This is a genomic window from Plantactinospora sp. CA-294935, assembly GCF_050936445.1.
GTDB lineage: Bacteria > Actinomycetota > Actinomycetes > Mycobacteriales > Micromonosporaceae > Plantactinospora.
On the sequence record NZ_JBNJMU010000001.1, the window covers coordinates 2916911 to 2940166 of the forward strand.

Consider the following 23256-nt stretch of genomic DNA (forward strand, 5'->3'; position numbering starts at 1 on the left):
ATCCGGACCTTGTTACGGTGGCACCGATAACATGCCAGCGCAAGAGGCAGCTCAGGAGGAGCGCGGCGGCGCGGTCGAGTCGCGTACTGACAGTGATGGAGGGGTGACGGAATGGTCGTCGCCGGCCTCGTCACCCTTCAGCAGCAGGGCGACGGCCGCCACCCCCGAACGGTAGAAGTCCTGTCGCACGGTGGTCAGTGGCGGGGAACAGTAGGCCGCCAGGGCGATGTCGTCGACGCTCACGATGGAGACGTCGCCGGGCACCGACCGGCCGCGCTCGCGCAGTGCGCGGATCACCCCGAAGGCCATCTCGTCGCTGGCGGCGAAGACGGCGGTCACGTCCGGGATCATCGCGAGGATCTGCCCCTGCTGGTACCCGGAGTCGGGCGACCAGTCCCCCTCCAGCGGAGGCGGCGCCTCGATCCCGGCTGCCGCCAGGCACTCCTGCCAGCCCTGTCGCCGTCGACGTGCCTCGATCCACTCGTCCGGGCCGGAAACGTGCCAGACCTGGCGATGTCCGAGGTCGAGCAGGTGCTGGGTGGCGATGCGACCCGCCTCCCGCTGGTCGATCCCGAGCACCCGCGCGCTCGCCGTGCGGGAGCCGTCGAGCGTCACAGTGGGGATGTCCCGGGTGATGTCCTCCATCTTCTGCGTCACGGAGATGAGCGGCACCGCGATGACGATGCCGTCCACGCCCTGGTCGGCGAGCTTGGACAGCGATCGCTCCATCAGGCCGGTGTCGAGCCTGGCGATGGTCGCGATACTCACCGCGTACCCGGTCTCACCCGCGGCCGCCTCGACGCCGGCGGTCACCGCCGAACGCGAGTAGTAGCCACCGGACTGCAACAGCACGAGCCCGATGGTGTGGCTGCGCCCGGAGGAGAGTTCCCGGGCGGCGTTGTTGAACCGGTAGCCGAGCTGTTCGACGGCGGCGAGCACCCGCCGCCTGGTCTCGGGGCTGACGTTCGGTGAGTCGCGGAGCGCGCGGGAAACCGTCTGTGCCGACACCCCGGCGGTCCGGGCCACGTCGGCCATGCTCGGCTGCCTCGTTGGCCGCGTGGTGCCCTCGGTCATGGTGCTCCTCTCCCGCGGCCGGACCGCGAAACGTCCCCCGGATCATATCCGTCTTTGTTACATATGGCATCGATAACATAGGCTCGCGCCGTGATCCAGCTGCCCGCGCCGGATATCCCTCCGGCCCCGACGACGACCACGACCGACGCGGCGGCGACCGACGCCACTACCGCCGCGCTCAACTGGCGGGGACGCCGTCTGTACCGGCACGGCGTCCCCCACCGCATCCTGTCCGGGGCGCTGCACTATTTCCGCGTCCACCCCGAACTCTGGCGGGACCGGGTCCGTCGGCTCGCCGACCTCGGGCTCAACACGGTCGACACCTACGTCGCGTGGAACTTCCATCAACCCCGGGCCGACGAGGCGGCACGCTTCGACGGCTGGCGGGACATCGAACGGTTCATCCGCACGGTGGGCGAGGAGGGCCTCGACGTCGTCGTCCGGCCCGGCCCCTACATCTGCGCGGAGTGGTCGAACGGCGGCCTGCCGAGCTGGCTCACCGGCCGCGACATCGCAATCCGCAGCTCCGATCCGGTATTCACCTCCGCCGTCGGCCGCTGGTTCGACGAATTGGTCCCGCGCATCGCCGCCCTGCAGACCGCCGAGGGCGGACCCGTCGTGGCGGTGCAGGTGGAGAACGAGTTCGGCAGCTACGGCGACGACCACGCCTACCTGCGCTGGAATCGCGATGCGCTGACCACCCGGGGCATCCGGGAGCTGTTGTTCACCGCCGACGGTCCCACCGAACTCATGCTGGACGGCGGCACCCTGCCCGGAACCCTGACGGCCGTCACCCTGGGCTCGAAGCCCGCCGCCGCCCGGCAACTCCTCGCGGTACGGCGACCGGACGAACCGTTCGTCGTCGCCGAGTTCTGGAACGGCTGGTTCGACCACTGGGGCGAGCGACACCACGTCCGCGGGGTCGAGAGCGTCGTGTCCACACTTGACGGGATCATCGCCGACGGCGGCAGCGTGAGCATCTACATGGCCCACGGCGGGACCAACTTCGGGCTCTGGGCCGGTGCCAACGAGGACCAGGGCCGGTTGCAGCCCACCGTGACCAGCTACGACTCGGACGCGCCGGTCGCCGAGGACGGCACGCTCACCGCCAAGTTCTTCGCCGTGCGTGCGGCACTCGGCGCGCGAGGACCCGTACGGATGCCCGTACGGATGCCGACCCTGCCGCCGGCACGCGTACCGCTCGTCCACCGCGCCGACCTGCTCGCCGGCCTCCGCGCCGTACCGGCAGCCACCTCGTCCGGCCCTCGTCCGGCCTCGTTCGAGCAACTCGGGCTCGACGCGGGGATGGTCCTGCACACGGCGTATCCCCGTATCCCGGCGGGCGAACACCGGCTCGTACTCACCGACGTACGCGACCGGGCCCTGGTCTTCGGCGACGGCACGGTTCTCGGAGTCGCCGAACCCGCCGCCCCGGCACTGCCGGTACGGGGTACCGGCGACGTCGTACGCCTGGAGGTCCTGGTCGAGAACCTCGGCCGGGTGAACTACGGTCCGGGCATCGGCCGGCACAAGGGCCTGCTCGGTCCCGTCCTCGTCGACCGGCGGATCGTGCAGGGTTGGGACAGCACGCCGATCGCGCTGCAGGAGTGGTCCGCCGCGGAGTTGGCCCGCGCCGTCGCCGCCGGCCCGGCGACCACGCGCGCCGGCTTCGCCGTGGCGGTGGTACACGTCGACACACCTGCGGACACCTTCCTCGCCCTGCCCGGATCAGGCCGTGGCCTGGTCTGGGTCAACGGCTTCCTGCTCGGCCGCTACTGGGAGATCGGGCCGCAGGTGACGCTCTACTGTCCGGCACCGCTGTTGCAGGTGGGAGAGAACACCGTGACGGTCCTCGAACTCGACCGGCTCGGCGGAATCCTGGAGCTGCGGGACCGCCCCGAGCTGGGACCGCTGGAGGAGTACGTCGAGGAGTTCGGCTGACCCACCGCCCCGCCGGCCGCTACTCGGGGCGCTCCATGACGAGGCGGGCCGGGCACCCGAACTCGACGCGCTGCCGGAGCCGATCCCGGCCGAGCCGCCGACCCTCTGCTGATCCGCGCGACGCCGGCCCGCCCGCCGAGGCGGCGCGGTCAGCGGACCCGGACCCACTCGCTGGGGCCGTTGCCGAAGAACCGCATCGTGTCACCGGTGCAGATGTATTCGGTCGGCTCCAGCAGCAGCGACAGCGGCACGCTGGCGTTACGACTGCTGCCACGGTAGAGCACGATGGTCCCCTTGGCCCGTACGCCGCTGACGTACTCGACGCCGTTGCGGTGGTAGACGTTGGCCGAGGCGGTGCCCCGGGTCCGCTCCCGCCATTTGACTCCACGGTAGGTCGCGGTCTTGTCCGTGGTCTTGTTGAAGTTCAGCGTCACCTTGCCGTCCGCCGTGTAGGTCTGTACGGTCCCGGCCCCGCCGCTGAACTGGATGCTCTGATTGTCGATCTTCTTGTCCGACTGGCCGCCGAGACTGCGCCAGGTGCCGACCATGCAGGCGTCCACCCCGGCGGCGGTCACCGTCGGCGTGACGGAGGGGCGCGGCGACCCGCTGGCGCTGGGCGTCGCCGGGGCGCTGGCCGGGGCGGCGCCGGCCGACCCCGTACCCCGGTTCGGGTCGCCGCCTCCGGCGACGGCGGCGGCGACGGTGGCCGTGGCCAGTACGGCGGCGACCGCCACGGCCGCACCCGCCACCTGTACCCGCCGGGACCGGGACAGCGCCGCCCACCGGTCGAACCTCCCGCCCGGCGCACCGGCGCCCGTTCCGGCGGTCGCGGGCTCGGCGGTCGGCGGCGCCGCCGACGTGCCGGCGGTGGCGGGCTCGCCCGAGCCGACCGGGATCCGCAGGCTCCCCTCGGCGACCACCAGTTCCGGCTGCTCCACCACGCTCGGGGCGATGTCCAGCGCCCGGTGCAGCGCGGTGGCGACCGCCGGCATCCGGCTGGACCCGCCGGAGAGGAAGACCGCCGCCACCGCAGACTCCCCGTCGTCCAGCCGGCCGAGCAGGGCGCGGGTGGTCGTGACGGTACGGGCGACGACCGGGGCGGCCAGCTCCTCCAGCTCCTCCCGGCCGAGCGGCAGGTCCACGTCGAAGAGTGGTACGTGGACCAGCGTCGTGGTGCTCCGGGTCAGCATCTCCTTGCCGGACCGCGCGTTCGCCCAGAGCTGCTGGCTGGCCCGCCGGTCGGAGGTGGTGTCCGGGCTGGTCAGCCGGGCCCACAGGCGCTCGTCCCGGCTGCCGATCGCGGTACCGATCCGCGCCACGATGGCGGCGTCGATGTCGAGCCCGCCGCAGTCGGCGAGCCCCTCGGTCGCCAGCACCTCGAACCCGTCGGGGTTGCGGCGTACCACGGTCACGTCGAAGGTTCCGGCGCCGAAGTCGTAGACCACCGCGCACCGCCCGACCGGCAGGTCCCGGCCGGCCACCTCGACGAAGAAGTTGGCGGCGGCGACCGGCTCGGCGACCAGGCGGACGGTCGGCAACACCTTGTTGGCCGCGGCCAGCAGGGTGCCGCGACGGTGCGTACCCCAGGCGGCCGGATAGGTCAGCACCGCCTCGGTGACCGGCTCGGTGGTGATCAGGCGTACCTCGCTGGCCACCCGGCGCAGCGGCGCGGCGAACAGCTCCTCGACCGACATCTCCCGGCCGCCGAGCAGCACCGTGCCCTCGTCGACGCAGCGTTTCGGATAGGGCTCGTAGGACTGTGGCAGCGAGAGCGCGGTGTGCAGCGCGTCCTGGCCGACCAGCAGCCGCTCCCCGGTGTCGGCGCAGACCGCCGAGCGCAGCAGCGGCGACCCGTCGAAGAGCAGCGGCCGGGGTTCCCGGCCCGGCAGGGCCAGCACCGCGACCGTGTTGTAGGTGCCGAAGTCGATGCCGAGTCTCGCGCCCGCGCCACGCACAGCCAACACGGTACGGGAGCCGTACCCCGCCATGGTCGCCCGCTCGGTCGCTTCCTCGCCGGAGCCGACAGCGCGGACCCGACCGGGGATCCGGCCGGAACGCGCCACCCGGGATAACGTGAGTCGACCGGCTAAATTCCCGCCCGGGTCGGTTTCCTCCCGACGACGGTTCCACCGGTGGTGGCCGGTCAGAGCCAGCCGTTGTCTGCGGCGATCCGGTACGCCTCCGCCCGGCTGGCGACCCCGAGCTTGCCGACGGCGGCAGCCAGGTGGTTGCGTACCGTGCCCTGCGACAGGGAGGTACGCCGGGCGATGGCCGAGACGGTCGCGTCGGTACCGGCCAGCCGGAGTACCTCCAACTCGCGCGGGGTCAGCGGGCACTCGGGCGCGATCAGCGCCTCGGCCGCCAGCGTCGGATCGACGTACCGTGCCCCGCCGTGCACCCGCCGGACGACGTCGGCCAACGCGCTGCCCGGGGCGCCCTTGGCCAGGAAGCCCCGGGCGCCGGTGGTGAGTGCCCGGCGCAGGTGCGCGGGCCGGCCACGACCGGTCAGGATGACCACCGCGCAGGACGGCAGCGCCCTGGCCAGTTCGGCGGCGACGCCCAGCCCGTCCAGTGCCGGCATCTCCAGGTCGACCACCGCGACATCCGGCCGGTGTGCCAGCGCGGCCTGCACCGCCGACCGGCCATCGCCGGCCTGCGCCACCACCTCTACGTCGGGTTCCAGGTCGAGCAGGGCGGCGACCGCCACCCGGATCAGCTCCTCGTCGTCGGCGAGCAGTACCCGGATCATGCCCGCCCCCGCCCCGTCCGTACCGGCGCCGCCGCGCGCCGGTCACCAGTCACGCCCACCACCGCCGCCACGTCCACCGCCACTGCCACGTCCACCGCCGTCATCCCCCGTCCGTGATCTCGGAACCTGCGGCTGCACCCCGCCGGGGGCCGCCCCGTCCAGCGCATCCGGGGCCGGCCCGTCCGGCTCCGTCCCGCCCGGCGCATGCGGCTCCGTCCCGCCTGGCGCGTCCCGCTCCGCCGCGTCGGGTGTGTCCGGGGCCGGCACGACGGCCTCGACGGTGAAGACGCCGTCGCGGTGCTCGGTCCGGAGCGTCCCGCCGGCGTCGGCCAGCCGGTCGGCGAGGCCGCGCAGTCCCGAACTGTGCCGGTCCGGCGCGGCCGGCCCCGCCCCGTCGTTGGCGACGGTCAGCCGGAACCGGTCGACGTCCCGCCCGACCTCGATCCTGCACCAGGTGGCCCGGCTGTGCCGCAGCAGGTTGGTGCTCGCCTCGCGCAACACCGGAGCCAGTTGGGCGGCGACCTCCGCCGGTACCGCACCGGTCGGCTGTTCGACCGTGCAGCGTACGCCGGAGGAGCGGAGTACCTCGGCGGTTGCCGCCAGTTGTTCGCGCAGGTCGACCACGCGGTAGCCGTGCACCGCCTCGCGTACCTCGGCCAGGGCCGAGACGGCCAGCCGCTGCACCTCGGCCGCCTCCCGCCCGGCCCGTTCCGGGTCGACCGAGGCGAGCCGGGCCGTGAGTTCGGCCTTCAGCGCGATCACCGAGAGGTGGTGGCCGAGCAGGTCGTGCACGTCCCGGGCGAACCGGAGCCGTTCCTGGGTGGCGGCCAGCCGGGCCTGGGCGCTCCGGCCCTGCTGCGCCTGTACCAGCAGGTCCCAGAACCACACCTGGAACCAGCCGATCCCCGCGACGGAGAGCCCGATGCCGCCGGTGATCAGCAGGTGGTCCGCCACCTCGCCGCCGGTCGACCGGGCCACCACGACCGACACGGCGACGGTCGTCGCCACCACCAGGGTCGCGGTCCGGCGGCCGAGCAGCAGCGGCGCGGTGCCGACGATCGAGGCGCCCAGCCAGGCCCAGGTCGGCCAGTGCCCGGCCGCGACCGGGCCGACCAGCGGTACGGAGGCGAGGGCCGTTCCGGCGTACCCGGCCAGTGCCCGGCGCCGGGCCGACGTGGTCAGCCAGGGTGTGAGCAGGACGTACAGCGCCACGATCTGGGCGGTGGCGACGGCGACGATGCCGACCGAGCCGAGTACCGTCCACACCGGATCCGGCTCGCGGGCCAGTCCGATCCCCGGCATCATCAGCGCGGTCAGCAGCGTGCTGACCAGCGCGACCAGGGTGGCGATCCGGGGCCGGCGCAGCCGTGGATCACGCCCCGGCGGGTCGGAAGGGCTCGCCATCCGGCCGATGTTATGCCCCCGGGCCCGCTCGATGCCGGCTGCCCGCCTCCGTCCGTGCCGGGGCGGCTGATTCCCGATTCGCGTCGTACCTCACTTGTAGAGAAACGGGTCACGACGGTTGCGCCGACGACGGCGCCTCATCAGGCGCCGTACGGCGGATAGGACTGACCTCAACGCTTGCGGCCAAACCATTTTCCCCCCGAGGGGTGTGCGGCGGGGACCGGTAGGTGGGATCGCTAACATCCCCGCGCAAAATATCGTCCCGGATCGCGCCCGGCAACACCCTGGAGCGGTTGGCCCCGCTGACTCCTCTGGCTCACGTTGCAACGCTCCGGGCTCGACAGGTACGCCGTGGGAGCGCGTCCATTTGATCATGCTCGGCCTCTTGACGATTGTGGTTCCATCGTATTGAGTCAATATCGATCCGAACGGGCAATGCACCCGACGACGGGAAAGGCAGGGGGTGGCATGTCCGTGTCCCGGTTTGCTTTGGCATGCCCCGGAGGATTTCTCCGGACCAATGGCGATCAAATAGTTGACGGCGACGGACAGCCGGTTATCTGGCGGGGGATTGGCCTCGCCGGTTGGCTCAACTTCGAGAACTGGATGACCGGTTTCCCGGCGTACGAGCAGGGCATGCGGGCCGCCGTGCGGGACGTGCTCGGCCCGGAGCGGGCGGCGTTCTTCTTCGACCGGTTCCTGGAGCACTTCTTCACCGCCGACGACGCCCGGTTCATCGCCGAACTCGGCTGCAACGTGGTCCGGATCCCGGTCAACTACCGGCACCTGGAGGACGACCGGCGACCGTTCGAGATCGTGGAGTCCGGCTTCGGACACCTGGACCGGGCCATCGAACTGCTCGCCGCGTGCGGCGTACGCACCATCATCGACCTGCACGCGCTGCCCGGCTGGCAGAACCAGGACTGGCACAGCGACAACCCCACCCACGTGGCCCAGTTCTGGCAGCACCCGCACTTCCAGGACCGGGTCGTACACCTCTGGCGGGAGATCGCCGGCCGTTACCGGGACGAGCCGTGGGTGGCCGCGTACAACCCGGTCAACGAGCCGGCGGACCCGAGCGGGGAGGTGATCGGTCCGTACTCCCGCCGGCTGGTCGAGGCGATCCGCGAGGTCGACCCGGAGCACATCGTGATCCTGGAGGGCAACCGCTACTCCAACGACTTCGACGTGTACGGCGAACCGCTGCCCAACGTCATCTACTCGCACCACGACTACGCGCCGCCCGGCTACGTCCCGGACGGTCGCTACCCCGGGGTGGCGCACCTGACGCACGTCTGGGAGTCCCCGGACGGCATCGGGTACGAGCACGGCATCCTGCTGCCGGACCAGTCCCGCGACCAGTACTTCGACGCGGGCGTGCTGGAGCGGACGTACCTCAAACGCAGCGAGTACATGCTGCGCACCGGCACCCCGGTCTACGTCGGCGAGTTCAACGCGGTCTTCACCGGTGAGCCGGAACGGGACCGGATGCGGCTCGACCTGCTCGCCGACCAGTTCGAGATCTACACCCGGCACCGGGCCAACTGGGCGTTCTGGCCGTACAAGGACATCGGGGTGGCGGCGCCGCTGACAGTGGATCCGGAGAGTCCGTGGATGCGCCGGATCCGGCCGGTACTGGAGAAGAAGGCCCGGCTCGGCGTCGACCTGTGGGGCGGCCGGCACGACCAGATCCAGCAGGTGATGCGCCCGCTCACGGAACTCTTCGCCCGGGAGTTCCCGGACTACCTGCCGTTTCCGTTCGGCAGCGAGTTCCTGATCGGCCGGCTGGTGCCGCAGATCCTCTTCGCCGAGGCACTGCTGCCGGAGTTCGGCGAGCTGTTCCGGGGCATGGGCGAGTCGGCGATCGACGAGATGATGGCCTCGTTCCGGTTCGACCGGTGCCGGCCGCGCCAGCCGTTGGTCGAACTGCTGCGCCGGGCCTGCGCCCGGCAGACGCCGGTGTGAGGCGATGTCGTCGACCACCGGGGCTCCGGCCCTGGCCCGGCCCCGCGACCTGCCCAGGCCGGCGGCGTCCCCGCCCGGGCGCAAGGACACGTTCCGGGCCGAGCTGATCGACACCTTCGAGCTGCGGATGCGGCGGAACCTGTGGCGCCCCGGCGACGTCACGCTGCTGCGGGCACTCGGCGGCGCGCGCCGGATCCTCGCCGTCTGCGACCGGCCGGAGCAGGGCCGCCGGCTCGACGCCTACCTCGGCTACTGGCGGGAACGCGGTGCGCTCGACCAGCACCGGACGGTCGACGCCGGCGACCTCGCCGCGCCGGGCAACCCCGATCCGGTACCCGCGGTGGTGCGGGCCGCGGTCGCGACCGGGCTCGGCCGGCGGGACGCCTTCGTCTCCCTCGCCGGGCCGCCGGCAACCGCCACCACCGCACTGGCCGCCGCGATGTACCGCCGGTACGCCCACGTGGTCCGGATGCACGACGAGTTGCCGTCGCTGCTCGCCTCGCTGCACTGGAGCGCCCGGGTGGTGGCCGGCGAACCGGCGCTCGCCGCCGAGACCCGGGATCCCGTACTGCTGGTCGACGTGGACACCCTGCTCGCCGATCCCACCCCGGTACGCCCGGACGAGGAGTCGGCGATCCGCCACCTCGCCGGCTACGACGACGTACTCGCCGACCAGCTCGACCGGGTCGCGGAGCCGGCCCTGATCCGGCAGGTGGCGCTGGCTGCGGTGGCCCGGCTGCTGCACCGGCACGGCCTCGCCGACGGGCGGATCTGGCCACCACCCCCACCGGCATCCGGCGCACCGCCGGTGCCCTCGGCATCCGCAGCCGGGATGGTGCCCTCGGCATCCGCCGTGCCGGGGCCGCCTTCGGTGTCGGGTGCACCGGTGTCGGGCGCGCGGGCGTCGGGGGTGTCGGTGTTGGGCGCGCGGGCGGTGTCGGTGTCGGAGCCGGGAACGGGGTGGTCGCCGGTGCCGGCACCGATCCGGGCGCACCGGATCCGGGAGCTGGGCTACCGGGTCGCCTTCACCGCCGGGGTCCTCGCCCCGGACAACCCGGTGCTCTCCGGCTACCTGCCGGCCGGTGCCCGGGTGCTGGCGGTGGTGGACGACTACTCGCCGACCGTCACCGCCGCCGTCCGGGACACGCTCGCCCGGCGGTACCGGCAGGGTCGGCTCGCCGGCTGCACGGTGCTGCCGGTGCGTAGCTCGCACCGGGGCAAGACCTACGACGCCGCCGGCCGGCTGCTGCGGCGGGTCCGCCGGCTCGGCCTGGGGCCCGCCGACCGGATCCTGGCGATCGGCGGCGGGACAGTGCTCGACCTGGTCGGCTACGTCGCGGCCTGCCATCCCGGCGGTACGCCGTACCTGCGCGTCCCGACCACCCTGGTCGGGCTGGTCGACGCGGGGGTCGGGCTGAAGGTCGGCGTCGACCTGGACGGCCGGAAGAACCTGCTCGGGGCGTACCATCCGCCGCTGGCCTGCCTCTGCGACGCCGGGTTCCTGGCGACCCTGCCGGAGGCCGAGTTCCGGTGCGGGCTGGCCGAGATCGTCAAGATCGCACTGGTCCGGGACGCCCGCCTCTTCACCCTGGTGGAGGAGCACCACGCCGTGCTGCGCGACCCAGGCGCCGCCCCGGTACTCGACGAGGTGCTCCGGCGCGCGGTCGCCGCGATGCTGGTCGAGCTGGAGGAGAACCCCTGGGAGCGGCGGCTGCGCCGGCTGGCCGACTTCGGCCACGAGTTCGGGCACGTGCTGGAGGAGCGGTCCGGCTACCGGCTCCGGCACGGCGAGGCGGTGGCGGTCGGGATGGCGCTCTCCTGCCGGCTGGGCGTGGCCGCCGGGCGGCTGTCGTACCGCGTCGCCGACCGCGCCGAGACGCTGCTGCGCCGGATCGGGCTGCCGACGTACGACGACTGCTGCGACGCCGCCGAGCTGTGGCGGGCGCTGCGCACCCACGTACTGCCGCACAAGGGTGGCGAGCTGCACCTGGCCGTACCGGTCGGGATCGGGGTCGGCGGGTTCGTCGACTCGATCGACGAGATCGGCGCGGCGGACCTGCACCGGGCCTGGTCGGCGCTGCGAGCCCGGGCCGGTACGCCGACCCCGACCACCGGAGCCGGCGAGCCTGCGGCACCGGCCCGGGCGTGGAGCGGCTCGTGACCGGACGCATGGAGCAGGACGGGCAGCCGCACGTGCCGGAGCAGGACGGGCAGGCGCACGTGCCGGAGCAGGACGGGTGGCCGGGCGGGACGGCGGGGACGGAGCAGCGGCGGTGGCCGGGTGGCACGGCGGGGACGGAGCAGGATGGGTGGCCGGATGCTGCCGCGACGGCGGAGCGGGGCGTGGTGGTCGACGTCGGCGGCACCTGGACCCGGCTGGCGCTGGCCGAGGCGGGACGGCTGGTCGGCGAGGTGGTCCGGTTCGCCACCCCGAACCGGCGCGGCCGGCCGGGCGTTCCGCTGGCCGCCGTCCGCGACGAGCTGCTGGACCGGATCGCGGAGGAGGCCGACCGGCTGCACCGGGCCGCCGAGCCCGCCGGCCGGCGGCAGGTCGGAGTCGCCTTCGGTGCGGTGGTCACCGCCGAGGGGGTGGTCCGGGACGCCAGCGTGCTCTGGCAGGCGCAGTCGGCCGGCTACGACGTACGGGCGGCGCTGCGGGCACGGCTGCCGTGGGCCCGGGTGACCGTACTCAACGACGTGGCGGCAGCGGCCTGGCACTACCGGCGGCTCGGCCGGTTCGCCCTGCTTACCGTCAGCACCGGCGTGGCGGTCAAGGTCTTCGACGACCGGCTTCCCGGCACCGCGAAGGTGCTCGTCGACCCGGCCGGGCTGGGCGGGGAGATCGGGCACGTGCCGGTGGAGCCGAGCCGGCTCAACGCGGTACCCGGTGGGCCGGCCGGCGCCACCCGGCTCGGCCGGGCCGCCGCCGGCGGGGACCGGGCCGCCCGGGAGCAACTGGCCGGGCTGGACCTGCCGTGGTGCGACTGCGGCGCGGTGGCCGACCTCTGCGCGTACAGCTCAGGGCCGGCGGTGGTGCGGGCGGCGGTCCGGCGGGCCCGGCGGGACCCGGCCGACTTCGCCGGTTCGGTACTGCACCGGCTGGTCGGCGGCGATCCGGACCGGATCGACGCGCGGGCACTCGCCGACGCCGCCCGCACCGGCGACGCGTTCGTCACCGACCTGCTGCACGCGGCGACCCGGCACCTCGCGGTGGCGCTGTTGCAGGTCTGCGCCCAGCTCGGGCTCTGCCGCGTGGTGGTGGTCGGCGGCTTCGCACACGGCGTCGGCGCACCCTGGTTCACCGCGCTGCGCGAGTGGCTGGCGAGGCTCTGGGTCGACGCCGGCTGGTTCTCCGGCTGGACGGCCGCCGAGCGGGACGGGCTGCTGCACGTACCCGACGACGCCGGGTCCGCCACTCTGGCCGGGATGGCCGGCTACCTCGCCGCGCGACAGGCCGAGACCCGCGAGGTGGTCAAGCCGGTCGGCGAGTCGCGGCTGGTCCTGACCGCCGGCACCCGGCCGCGCTGCGGTCGCGAGCAACTGCTGCTCAAGCCCAGGTACGCCGGCCTCTGCGCCACCGACCTGCAGATCCTGCGCGGTGAACGGGGCCTGGAGCCGGGGGTGCTCGGGCACGAGTGCGTGGCCGAGGTGGTCGAGGTGGGCGCTTCGGTCTCCGGCCCGTGCCCCGGTGACCTGGTGACGCTCAACCCCAACCACCCGACCGACGACTACCTCAAGCTCGGTCACAACGTGCCCGGAGTGTTCCGGGACCTCCTCGTCAGCGACCTCGGTGCGCTGGCCCAGGGGCAACTCGTCGGGGTGCCGCCGGGCTGCGGCCCGGAGTGGGTGCTGCTGGAACCGCTGGCGGCGGTGCTGCGCGCGCACCGGGCACTCGCCGGGGACTGGGCCGGCCGGGACGTCCTCGTCGTCGGTGCCGGCGTACTCGGCCTGCTGCACGTCGCCGTCGCCCGCGCCCGCGGCGCCCGTACGGTGACCGTGGCCGCCCGGACCGACCGGCGGCTCCGGGCAGCCGTCCAGCGTGGCCTGCCGGCCCCGGACGCGGTGCTGCCGCTCGCCCCCGGACTCGCCGCCGGGGTCCGCTCGGCCACCTGCGGCCGGGGCGCCGAGCTGGCCGTGCTGGCGGTGGCCGGTGACGGCGGGCCGGCGGCGGCCGAACTGAGCTGGCCGGCGCTGGCCGACGGGGCCGGCCTGCACCTGTTCGGCGGTTTCCGGCCCGGCCGGCTGCTCCGGGTCGGTGGCGGCACGGCGCTGGACCCGGGGCCGGTGCGGTCCGGCGGCGGGCGCTGGGTGGTGCGGAACCCGGCCGGTGGCCGGTGCACCGTGGTCGGCTCCCGGGGCGGTCGCCCCGGCGACTTCGCCGCCGCCCGTGAGCTGCTCACCGGCGGCACCTCCCCGGCCGCCCCCGCGCTCGACCTGGCGCCGCTGGTCAGCCACCTCGTCTCGCTGTCCGCGCTGCCGGGCGTGGCGACCGAACTGCTCGACCACGGTACGGTCGCCGGCGGCTCGGCGCTGCGGGTCGTGGTCGACTTCCGGCTCGACGGCACGGTGGTGGCCCCGGCTCGCCCGGTACCGACCCGACGGGGTACGCCGTGACCGCCCGGCACTGGGGAGCCGAGCCGAGCGGCGCCGGACTGTGGGCGTACGTGCGGGCGGCCGCCAGCGGTGAACGGCACGGGCCGGCCGGTACGGTCGCCGCGCTGGCCAGCCTCGCCGGAGTGCCCCGGCTCGGCTGGGTACACCCGCCCTCCTGGCCCCGGGTCTCCCGGCTCACCGCCGAACGGGGCGGCGGTACGCTGCTGCGCGGCTGCCGCCGGGCGGTCTTCGCCGGCACCGGGGGCTGGGCCTTCGGGCTGCGGGCGATCTGCGAGGCGGTGCCCGGGCAGTCCGTGATCCGGGTGCTGGACTCCCTCGACCCGGCGACGGTGCACCGGACACTCGGCGAGTGGGGCGGGCGGGGCGCCGTCGCCGGGTTCGCGGTCAGCGCCTCCGGGCGTACCCGGGAAACCCGGCTGCTGGCCGCCACCCTCGCGCTGGCCCGGCACCGGACCGGCGGGGCGGCCCCGGCCTGGCTCTGCGAGCGTGGCGGCACCCTCTCGGTGGGCGGCGGGCCCGACCAGGTGGCCCTCTACCACGCCCCGCTCTCGGTGCCGGCGCTGCTCGCGGCGCGGATGCTGAGCTGGCCGCACTTCGACGACGCCTACCGGGCGTTCGCCGGTGCGGCCCGGACGATCGGCGAGTGGGCCGGCGAGGAGTCCGCCCGGTTGCCGGCGGCCGGCCGCCCCCGGGTGCTGTTCCGGCTGCCCTCCGGCGCCGGCCCGGGACTGCGGCTCTGGACGCTCCAGGCCGCCCGGCAGGGTTGGGGCGGCAAGTCCGAGCGGTTCCGGCCGTGGCCGGACGTGGCGGCCGAGCCGGCCTCCGGTGCGCTGACGGTCGACGTCGCGGCGGGCATCTCCGGGCTGTCCCGGCCCGGTGGACCGGCCGGCGCGGTCGCCGCCGCGATGGCCGCCTGTTACGCCGTCGCCGCCCTGGTCGCCTGCGTCGCGGTGCGGCACGGGCTGCGGTTCGCCACCCACGACGCGGTGCAGCACTACAAGCGGCTGCTGCCGCTGACGCCGACCGCCGCCGACCGGCCCGCCGGGGCCGGCGTGGCCAGCGGTGACGAACTGGCCCGGGTACTCGCCGGCTGGCTGGCGCAGCGGCCCGACCTCACCGCCGTGCACGTCGTCGGCTACGGCGCCCGCTCGGCCGGTGCGGTCGGGGCGGAGCGGCTGGCGCAGCGGCTCGGCCGCCCCGTCGAGGTGCACGAGGGCAGCGGCTGGAACCACCACTCCTACCAACTGGTCTGGCACACCCGCTCGGTCGGGGTGGCGGTGCTGCTCGACCCGGCCCGGCCGGTCGGCACCGGTGATCCGGCGCTGGACGGTGCGCTCACGGCCCAACGGCACACCCTGGACGCGATCGCCGGTGCCACCCACCGTTCGCTCGCCCCGCGCAGCCTGCTGCTGGACTGGCACGGCGTACCGGAGCGGGTCCGATGACGTTCCGGATCGGCATCGTCGGCGCCGGGTTCCTGACCCGCCGGGCGCTGCTGCCGGCGATCGCGGCCGCCGACGACCTGCGCCTGGTCGCCGTACTGGACTGCGACGAGGCGGCGCTGCGGGCGGTGGCCGCCGAGGCGCCGGGGATCTGGTCCGGGACGGACGTCCGGGACTTCCTGCGTACGCCGCTGGACGGGGTGCACGTGGCCACGCCCAACCGGCGGCACGCCGAGTACGCCTGCCGGGCGCTGGCCCGGGGCATCCCGACCCTGGTGGAGAAGCCGCTCGCCGACACCGTCGCAGGTGGACAGTGGATTTTGCGCGCCGCGACGGCCTCCGGCGCACCGGCGATGGTCGGCTACATGTCCCGGTACAACGCCTACAACCGGGCGGTGGTCGAGCTGGTCCGCTCCGGGCGGCTCGGCGCGCCCCGGTCGATCTCCGCCTGCCACCTGGGGCACCGGCAGGGGGACTGGCGCAACCGGCGGGCCGAGAGCGGCCTCGGCTGCCTCGGCGACCTGGCCGTCTATCCGCTGCTGACCGCGGCCGACGTCTTCGACGCGGCCCCGACCGCCTGCCGGGCCACCGGCTATCCGGCCGGTGACCGGGAGCAGACCGAGATCTTCGTCGAGGCGACCGTGTGGTTCGGCGAGGAGCGGCGGCTCCAGGTCGAGTCGTCCTTCACCGAGCCGCCGCAGACCGGCGTGTCGCGCTACACCGTCGTCTGCGAGCGGGGCCTGCTGGTGGTCCGGAACTCGTGGGCGATGGACTCCGGCGGCTCGGTGCTGGTCTGTGACGACGGCGGGCGGCGCTGGCTGCGCCCCGAGCCGGTGGATCCGTACCTCTCCCAGTACCGGGCGTTCGCCGCCAGCGCGGCGGGGCAGCCGGTACCGGCCGAGGTGGGTGTCGCCCGCGGGCTGCGGGACCTGCGGGTGCTGCACGCACTCGAACGAAGCGTCGCCAACGGCGGAGTGCGGTTGGCGTTGACCGGAGGGCAGAACTGATGAAGCTCGTCCTGCACAGCTACACCTTCCGCCGGTACCCCCTGCGGCACGTCTTCGCGGTCGCCGCCCGGCACGGCTGGGACGGCGTCGAGCTGGTGCACTTCCACTTCGATCCGGCCCGGGTCGAGACCGAGGTCGCGGCTGCGGCGGCGCTCGGCCGGCGCTACGGGGTGGGTGTGCACTGCGTCGGCTACACCGGTGACTTCGTCGGCGACGACCCGGCGGCCCGGGCCGCCTCGCTGGCCCTGGTCGAGCGGACCGTCTCCGCCGCGGCCGAGCAGGGGATCGAGCTGGTCAACGGCTGGTCCGGGACGCTGGAACGGGATCCGGACGACTGGCGGGTCAACGGCAGCGCCCTGGCCGAACAGGTGCACTACGAACGGGCCGCCGAGGGCTACCGCCGGCTCGGCGAGTACGCGGCCCGGCACGGGGTACGGGTGGGGGTGGAGGTGTATCCCGGCTCGGTGCACGACACGGTGGCCGGCACCGCGAAGCTGCTGGCGATGGTGGACCATCCCGCCGTGGTCGCCACGGCGGACCCGGGCAACGCCTACGTGGTCAGCCCGGCCGACCGGGATCCGGCGGTGCTCGACCAACTCGCCGGCCGGCTCGGCTACTTCCACCTGAAGAACCTGCGCCCGGACGGCGGGCGGGCCGACTTCAACGTGGACACCGCCGACGGGGTGCTGGACAACTACGCCTGGATCACCAAGGCGGACTCGCTCGGCGTACCGGCGATCTGCGTCGAGTACTGCGGGGACGGTGATCCGCATCCGCCGATCGCCCGGGCCGGCGACTACGTACGCGACTGCCTGGCGCTCCGCGCCGACCTCGCGCGCCGGCACGCGGCGGCCGAGACGGCCGGGGAACTGGCGACCGGGACGGCGGCACTGGCCGCGGCGGCGGGGTCCGGTCGGTGAGCGCGCCGGAGGCACCCGTCCGGCCGGTGCGGTGGGGGGTGCTCGGCACCGGCTGGATGGCCGGCCGGTTCGTCGAGGACCTGCTGCGGCTGCCGGACGCCGAGGTGGTGGCGGTCGGTTCCCGTACCGGGGAGGCGGCCGAACGGTTCGCCACCCGGTACGCGATCCCGCGCGCCCACGGCAGTTGGGCCGGGCTCGCCGCCGACGACCGGGTCGACGTCGTCTACGTGGCGACCCCGCACGCCAGCCACCACGCCGCCACCGCGCTCTGCCTGGACGCCGGGCGGCCGGTGCTCTGCGAGAAGCCGTTCACCCTCAACGCCGGCCAGGCCGTCGACCTGGTGGCCCGGGCCCGTTCCGCCGGCCTCTTCCTGATGGAGGCGATGTGGATGCGCTGCGTACCGGCGATCCGCCGGCTGGTCACCCTGGTCCGGGACGGCGCGGTCGGGGTGCCCCGGCTGGTGCAGGCGGACTTCGGCCTGGTGGGGCCGGTCGACCCCGGCCACCGGCTGCGTGACCCGGCGCTCGGTGGCGGTGCCCTGCTGGACCTCGGGGTCTATCCGGTGACCCTGGCCCACCTGCTGCTCGGGGCGCCCGACTCGGTCACCGGGCTCGCCACGCTGAGCCCGTACGGCGTCGACGAGACCACCGCGCTGGTGCTGGGCTATCCGGACGGGGCGCTGGCCAGTCTCTCCTGCTCGATCGTCGCCGACACGCCGTGGACGGCCACGGTCTGCGGCAGCGCCGGCCGGATCGAACTGGACCGGGGGTTCTTCCGGCCCGGCCGGCTGACCCTGCACTCCGGCGACGGTGAGCCGCGGATCGTCGAGGTGCCCTACCAGGGGGAGGGGTTCGTGCACGAGGCGGTCGAGGTGATGCGCTGCCTGCGGGCCGGGCTGACCGAGAGCCCGCTCGCCACCCTGGCCGACACCGTGGCGGTGCTGCGGATCCTGGACGAGGTCCGGGCCCGCACCGGAGTGCGCTACCCGGCCGACGACGACTGGCCGGCGGTGCTGGACCGTCGGCCGGCCGGGGCGGAGGGCTGGCCGTCCAGGTCACGGGAAGACGACCCGGTTGCGCAGGCTGCCGACGATCCGGCCGCAGCGCATCGCGCACCGGGTCACCCAGACGGCCCGGGACGTGCGGGACCGGACCAGGTCGGGCAGGTGGCCGAGGAGCCAGCGCCACTCCCGGGCGGCCGGCCGGACCGAGCGGGGTAGCCCGGCGGCGGCGAAGTCCCGGTACAGCCGGGGGTGGCTCAGGCCGTACGAGTAGTACTGCCGGGCCATCTCCCGGAGCCGGCGACGCAGTCGGTAGTGCACCACCGCGTCCGGCAGCGCCCCGATCGGGTACCCGGCGAGCTGGGCCCGCCAGAAGAAGCTCACCTCGTCCGAGCCGTACCGGTAGGCGGGGTCGAAGCCGCCCAGCTCGTCGAAGACGGCTCGGCGTACCCCGCAGTTGGCGCCGAGCGCGTACGGGAGGAAGTCGAATCCCGACTGGAGCGATCCGGCCGGTTTCTCGGGGCGGGTGGCCAGCGAGACGTCGTCGTTGAGCAGCCGGCGTTCGACGTGGCCGCCGACGGCCGGGAACTCGGCGAGTCCGCGTACCATCTCGGCCACCCACCCGGGCGCGACCACGTCGTCCTGGTCGCAGAAGAGCAGCAGTTCGCCCCGGCTCACCCGGCAGCCCTCGTTGCGGGCGTAGCTGGTGCCGGCCCGGGCGCCCGCCCGGTGCAGTCGGAGCCCGGGCAGCCGGCAGGCGTTGGCGGCGACCAGTTCGGGCGTACCGTCGGTGGAGCCGTTGTCGACCACGACGAGTTCCCAGCGTCCGGAGTAGGTCTGCCGGGCCAGCGCCGCCAGTTGCGCACCGATCGTCGCGGCGCCGTTGCGGGCCGGCATGATCACCGACACCAGCCCGGGGCCGGCCCGCCCGTCCGGATCCGCCACCGTGCCGGACCCGGCCGCGGTCATCGGCCGTGCGGTCATCGGTTGTACGGTCATCGGCCGCTCCGTCCGCTCAGTGGAAAGCGCAGCCGCTCGTCACCGTCGAGCCAGCGCAACATCGCGGCGGCGAAGTGCTGGTGCCCCTCCCGGAGCGGATGGTCCCAGTCGCCGAACGGCACCCGGCCGAAGACCATCTCCCGGAACGTCTCCTCCGGTCGGGGCGGCAGCGCTCCGAAGACCAGGTCGGCGCGGAGCGCGCGCATCACCGGTACCGCCTCGGCCGGGATCGGGTCGGGCAGGATCTCCCAGGCGAACGCGAACCGGCTCGGCACCCCGCGACCGGTGAGGTGGTGCTCCAGCAACAGCCAGTCCACGAAGAAGTTGACCGTCTCGCCGGTGGTGCTGAACAGGTGCCGGAGGTACGCCTTCGACGGCTTGTCCCCCTCGGCGGCCTTCCAGTCGGCCACCCGCTGCCAGTGCAGCTCGCCGGGGAGCGCCGGGCGTACCCCGAGGTCGGCGCGGACCGGCCCGTCCTCGATTCCGCTGTCGTGGTATTCGTTGCGGCTCAACGCGGTCCACATGTTGACGAAGAGGAGCTGGTCGTACCCGATCCCGTGCGCCGCCCGGATCGACTCCAGGTGCTGCACCGTGGTCCGGACGGCCCGCCGGTTGGAGCCGCCGTCGCAGGCCAGGTTGACCACGCCGATGCCGAGTTCCCGGCCGAGTACGGCCGGCCAGGCGTCCCGCTCCGGCTCGGCCAGTTCGGCGCCCCGGGCAAAGCTGCAGCCGTTCACCACGAGCAGCCGGATCGTGCTCATGCCGCCGACCTCACCCCGTCCGTGCTCGCTGGCCCACCGTCCTGGGAACGCTCCCACACGACGATGAAGGTAAATATATCCAGTGCTGCCGGGGCGGGCAACGGGGGCGCTGACCCGGCCGATTCGCCGCGCTCCGGCCCGGGAAGGCAGTGCGCCCGCCCCAGGTCGCAGTCCCCCGGGAGCTGTCGGGCGTCTCGATATCTGCCGCGTTGCCTGGCCGGCGAGGAGTACCGGCCGGAGGTCAGGACTGTGGGTCCGAGCTGACCGGTTCGGCGGGGTGCGGCCGTCCCGGCCGGGGGCGGACCGCTCCGGCGGCGAGCGCGACGAAGAGCGCGAGCAGGGCGGGCAGCGCCAGGGCGCGGGGCAGCCCGATCAGTTCGGCGGCGCCGCCGATCACCACCGGCCCGACGAGGAAGCCCAGATAGCCCAGGCCGGCGACCCGGGCCAGCGCCCGGCCGGCCTGGCTCGGGTTCCGGTTACCGGCGGCCGAGAAGACCTGCGGCGCGATGCAGGAGAGGCCGGCGCCGAGGCAGCCGAACCCGAGCAGCCCGGCGACCGGGTGGTCGACCAGCAGCGCGCCGCCGAGCCCGACGGCGGCGAGGATCCCGCAGCCGCGTACCAGGACCACCGGCCCGAGGGCGGCGGCCAGTCGGTCGCCGACGAGCCGACCCGCGGTCATCATGATCGAGAAGGCCGCGAACGCGGCCGCGGCGAAGCCCGGGCCGCTGCCCAGGCTGTCCCGAAGGTAGACCGTGCTCCAGTCGGCGGCGGCGCCCTCGCCGACCAGGCAGCAGAACGCCAGTACACCGAGGAACAGCACGCCCGGCGGCTCCCGCCGCTCCCCGGAGCGCCGCGCGCCGGCCGGTTCCGGTACACCGGCGGGAGGCGCGGTGATCGTCGGCGCGGCGGCCGGAGGTGGTGGTGCGGCCGGCGATGTCGCGGCGTGCCCGGCCTGCGGCAGGGCCCAACGGGCGGCCCAGGCGGCGAGACCCAGCGCGACCAGTGCGGTCGTCCAGAAGGTGGTGGGGACATCTGCGTCGGCGTGGGCGAAGAGACCGCCGATTGCCGCACCGAGGAAGCCGCCGATGCTGTAGACCGCGTGGCACGACGAGAGCATCGGGCGGCGCCGCGCCCGCTCCACCTCGACCGCGTTGGCGTTCATCGCGATGTTCAGGGTGCCGTGCACCGTACCGAAGACGAAGAGTGCCACGGCCAGCGTGGCGAGGTTGACGGCGTAGCCGGGCAGCAGCAGGCAACCGCCCTCGGCGAAGGCGACCGGCAGCATCACCCGGGCGCTGCCGTACCGGTCGACCAGGCGCCCGGTGAGCTGCATGCCGGTGATGGCGCCGGCGGCGAGCCCGAGCAGGCCCACGCTGAGCTGACCGTCGGTCAGTCCCAGTTCCTCCTTGACCGCGGGGATCCGGGCCGTCCAGGTGCCGATGGCCATCCCGAAGAGCAGGAACAGCAGCGACACCGCGACCCGGCCACGGCGCAGCGCGGCGGGGTCGTCGAGGGACGGCGGCGGCACGGAGACCCCCCAACGGAACCGGAAGGGATCTCAGCCAACACCCGTCACGGTCGCTCGGCAAGCCCCTGCCGGGCGGCCCGGGCCCGCACGAACGCCTCGATGCCGTCCAGCACCCGTTGCAGCCCGAACTCGAACGAACGGGCCGGGTCGGCCGGGGCGTTGTGCTCGGCACCGGCCGCCGCGCCGACCCGGGCCGCCACGGGGTACCGCTCGGGATCGAACACCTGCTCCAGCAGGGGTGCGAAGCGCTCCCACCACTCCTGGACGGTCATCCCGGTGCGCTGCTGCATCTGGGCGGCCTCCACGGCGCCGCGTACCGCGCCGTGCACGTAGTCGGCGACCAGGCCGACCAGGAGATCCATCTCGATGTCGGTCAGGCCGAGCCCGGCGACGGCGGTGAGTTCGCGGTCGTACTTGGCCACCGAGTTGGGGCCGAGCACCGGAAGGCTGGTCGCGACCTGGAGCAGCCAGGGGTGCCGGCGGTAGCGGTTCCAGTTCTCCCGGGCCAGCCGTTCCAGCCGGCTCCGCCAGTCGCCCTGGTCGTCGTCCGGTCGGGCGGTCCGGGCGTGCACGGTGTCGAGCATCACGTCGAGCAGCTCGGCCTTGCCCGGCACGTACGTGTAGAGGGACATCGCGGTGACGCCGAGTTCGTCGGCGACCCGTCGCATGGACAGGCCCGCCAGCCCCTCGCGGTCGGCGATCTCGATGGCCGCCCGGACTATCCGGTCCACCGTGAGCCTGGGTTTCGGGCCCCGCCGGGGACGATCGGGTACGCCCCAGAGCAGCTCCATGCTCCGCTTCGGGTCGCCACTGCCGCTGTACTCCGTCGTCACCTCGTCATTCTCCCCGGCGTGAACTCCTTACAGCGTACGCTGAAGTCCGCCCGGTTGCCGCAGCCGGTCAGGGGTATCCGACGGCAGGCCCGGAAGTGGCTGCCCAGCACGCCGGAAGAGAACATCACGCCGGAAGAGGAGATCATGCCCCTCCTACCCGTTGAACCGACCCGACCCGACACCATCGTGCTGATCCACGGCCTGTGGCTGACCTCCCGAAGTTGGGAGCACTGGGCCGGCCGGTACCGGAATGCCGGGTTCGAGGTGCTGACGCCGGCCTGGCCCGGCATGGACTCCGACGTCGAGGCGTTGCGCCGCGACTCCGGATCGATCGCGGAGCTGACCTCGGGTCGGATCGTCGACCACTACGAACGGATCATCCGCGACCTGCCCACCCCGCCGATCATCATGGGGCACTCGTTCGGCGGCGCGTTCGCCCAGATGCTGCTGGACCGTGGATTGGGCGCGGCCGGAGTGGCGATCGACCCGGCGGCGGTCAAGGGGGTGGTCCGGCTCCCGCTCTCCACCCTCCGTGCCAGCCTGCCGGTGCTGCGCAACCCGGCGAACCGGCACCGGGCCGTACCGCTGAGCCTCGACGAGTTCCACTACGCCTTCACCAACACGATGTCCCGGGCCGAGGCGGAGCGGGTCTACCGGCGCTACCACGTACCGGCCGCCGGGCACGTGCTGTTCGAGGCGGCGCTGGCGAACCTGAACCCCCGGGCCGCGCTGCGGGTGGACTTCGGCAACGAGCGCCGGGCACCGCTGCTGCTGATCGCCGGCGGCGCCGACCACGTGGTGCCGCCGTCGGTGACGAAGGCGACCGCCGGGCGGTACCGGAAGTCGAGCGCGGTCACCGGATACAAGGAGTTTCCCGGCCGGCCGCACTACACGGTGGGCCAGCCCGGTTGGGAGGAGGTCGCCGACTACGCGCTCAACTGGGCCGTACAGGCGGCGAAGTCCGGGCAGCCGCAGCCCGGCCGGTAGCGGGCGGACCGGTGCCGGCCGCGCGGCCCGC

At 74.1% G+C, this 23256-nt stretch carries 16 protein-coding genes and 1 pseudogene; 9 read left to right on the plus strand and 8 right to left on the minus strand.

Annotated elements, in window-relative coordinates; all coding sequences use genetic code 11:
• Positions 1–51 precede the first annotated feature (51 nt).
• Complete coding sequence (locus ACQEVC_RS13080) at positions 52–1074, minus strand: LacI family DNA-binding transcriptional regulator (protein ID WP_432876665.1); 1023 nt, start codon at positions 1072–1074, stop codon at positions 52–54.
• A gap of 90 nt (positions 1075–1164) precedes the next feature.
• On the opposite strand from ACQEVC_RS13080, the gene ACQEVC_RS13085 reads away from it, so the two are divergent.
• Positions 1165–3015: a glycoside hydrolase family 35 protein gene (locus tag ACQEVC_RS13085; protein WP_432876667.1), complete on the plus strand. Its 1851-nt coding sequence runs from the start codon at positions 1165–1167 to the stop codon at positions 3013–3015.
• Between the two features lie 149 nt (positions 3016–3164).
• Here the strand turns inward: ACQEVC_RS13085 and ACQEVC_RS13090 are convergent, their stop codons facing one another.
• From ACQEVC_RS13090 to ACQEVC_RS13100, 3 genes are all read right to left on the minus strand, one after another.
• Positions 3165–5078 (minus strand): Hsp70 family protein, encoded by a 1914-nt coding sequence (locus ACQEVC_RS13090; RefSeq protein WP_432876669.1) that lies wholly within the window; start codon positions 5076–5078, stop codon positions 3165–3167.
• 80 nt (positions 5079–5158) lie between these two features.
• Entirely contained in the window at positions 5159–5764 is a 606-nt protein-coding gene (locus tag ACQEVC_RS13095) for a response regulator transcription factor (RefSeq protein WP_432876671.1), read from the minus strand.
• A gap of 42 nt (positions 5765–5806) precedes the next feature.
• A complete protein-coding gene (locus ACQEVC_RS13100; RefSeq protein WP_432876673.1) occupies positions 5807–7168 on the minus strand; it encodes a histidine kinase in 1362 nt (453 codons plus the stop codon).
• A gap of 606 nt (positions 7169–7774) precedes the next feature.
• Between ACQEVC_RS13100 and ACQEVC_RS13105 the strand changes: the two genes are divergently transcribed.
• The 7 genes and pseudogenes from ACQEVC_RS13105 to ACQEVC_RS13135 form a co-directional block, all read left to right on the plus strand.
• Positions 7775–9133, plus strand: a complete 1359-nt coding sequence (locus tag ACQEVC_RS13105; protein WP_432876675.1) for a glycoside hydrolase family 5 protein — start codon at positions 7775–7777, stop codon at positions 9131–9133.
• Between the two features lie 4 nt (positions 9134–9137).
• Complete coding sequence (locus ACQEVC_RS13110; RefSeq protein ID WP_432876677.1) at positions 9138–11294, plus strand: 3-dehydroquinate synthase family protein; 2157 nt, start codon at positions 9138–9140, stop codon at positions 11292–11294.
• On the plus strand, positions 11291–13747 hold the full coding sequence (locus ACQEVC_RS13115) for an ROK family protein (RefSeq protein ID WP_432876679.1): 2457 nt from the start codon (positions 11291–11293) through the stop codon (positions 13745–13747). The genes ACQEVC_RS13110 and ACQEVC_RS13115 overlap by 4 nt, the downstream gene beginning before the upstream one ends.
• A complete protein-coding gene (locus tag ACQEVC_RS13120; RefSeq protein WP_432876681.1) occupies positions 13744–15192 on the plus strand; it encodes a hypothetical protein in 1449 nt (482 codons plus the stop codon). The genes ACQEVC_RS13115 and ACQEVC_RS13120 overlap by 4 nt, the downstream gene beginning before the upstream one ends.
• Entirely contained in the window at positions 15189–16196 is a 1008-nt protein-coding gene (locus tag ACQEVC_RS13125; RefSeq protein WP_432876683.1) for a Gfo/Idh/MocA family protein, read from the plus strand. Before ACQEVC_RS13120 ends, ACQEVC_RS13125 begins: the two co-directional genes overlap by 4 nt.
• Positions 16196–17116 carry a sugar phosphate isomerase/epimerase family protein gene (locus ACQEVC_RS13130; protein WP_432876685.1) on the plus strand — a complete coding sequence of 307 codons (921 nt, stop codon included), beginning with the start codon at positions 16196–16198 and terminating at the stop codon, positions 17114–17116. Before ACQEVC_RS13125 ends, ACQEVC_RS13130 begins: the two co-directional genes overlap by 1 nt.
• 26 nt (positions 17117–17142) lie before the next feature.
• Positions 17143–18102, plus strand: a pseudogene (locus ACQEVC_RS13135) (Gfo/Idh/MocA family protein); the annotation flags it as partial.
• 69 nt (positions 18103–18171) lie between these two features.
• Here ACQEVC_RS13135 and ACQEVC_RS13140 read toward each other — a convergent pair.
• The 4 genes from ACQEVC_RS13140 to ACQEVC_RS13155 form a co-directional block, all read right to left on the minus strand.
• A complete protein-coding gene (locus ACQEVC_RS13140; RefSeq protein ID WP_432876687.1) occupies positions 18172–19116 on the minus strand; it encodes a glycosyltransferase family 2 protein in 945 nt (314 codons plus the stop codon).
• The gene (locus tag ACQEVC_RS13145; RefSeq protein ID WP_432876689.1) at positions 19113–19877 is read right to left on the minus strand and encodes a DUF6071 family protein; all 765 of its coding nucleotides are present in this window, start codon (positions 19875–19877) and stop codon (positions 19113–19115) included. The genes ACQEVC_RS13140 and ACQEVC_RS13145 overlap by 4 nt, the downstream gene beginning before the upstream one ends.
• Before the next feature lie 241 nt (positions 19878–20118).
• Positions 20119–21405, minus strand: a complete 1287-nt coding sequence (locus tag ACQEVC_RS13150; protein WP_432876691.1) for an MFS transporter — start codon at positions 21403–21405, stop codon at positions 20119–20121.
• 44 nt (positions 21406–21449) lie between these two features.
• Positions 21450–22238 (minus strand): TetR/AcrR family transcriptional regulator, encoded by a 789-nt coding sequence (locus ACQEVC_RS13155; RefSeq protein ID WP_432876693.1) that lies wholly within the window; start codon positions 22236–22238, stop codon positions 21450–21452.
• Positions 22239–22256: 18 nt separating this feature from the next.
• Between ACQEVC_RS13155 and ACQEVC_RS13160 the strand changes: the two genes are divergently transcribed.
• Positions 22257–23225 carry an alpha/beta hydrolase gene (locus ACQEVC_RS13160; protein WP_432876695.1) on the plus strand — a complete coding sequence of 323 codons (969 nt, stop codon included), beginning with the start codon at positions 22257–22259 and terminating at the stop codon, positions 23223–23225.
• Positions 23226–23256: the final 31 nt, after the last annotated feature.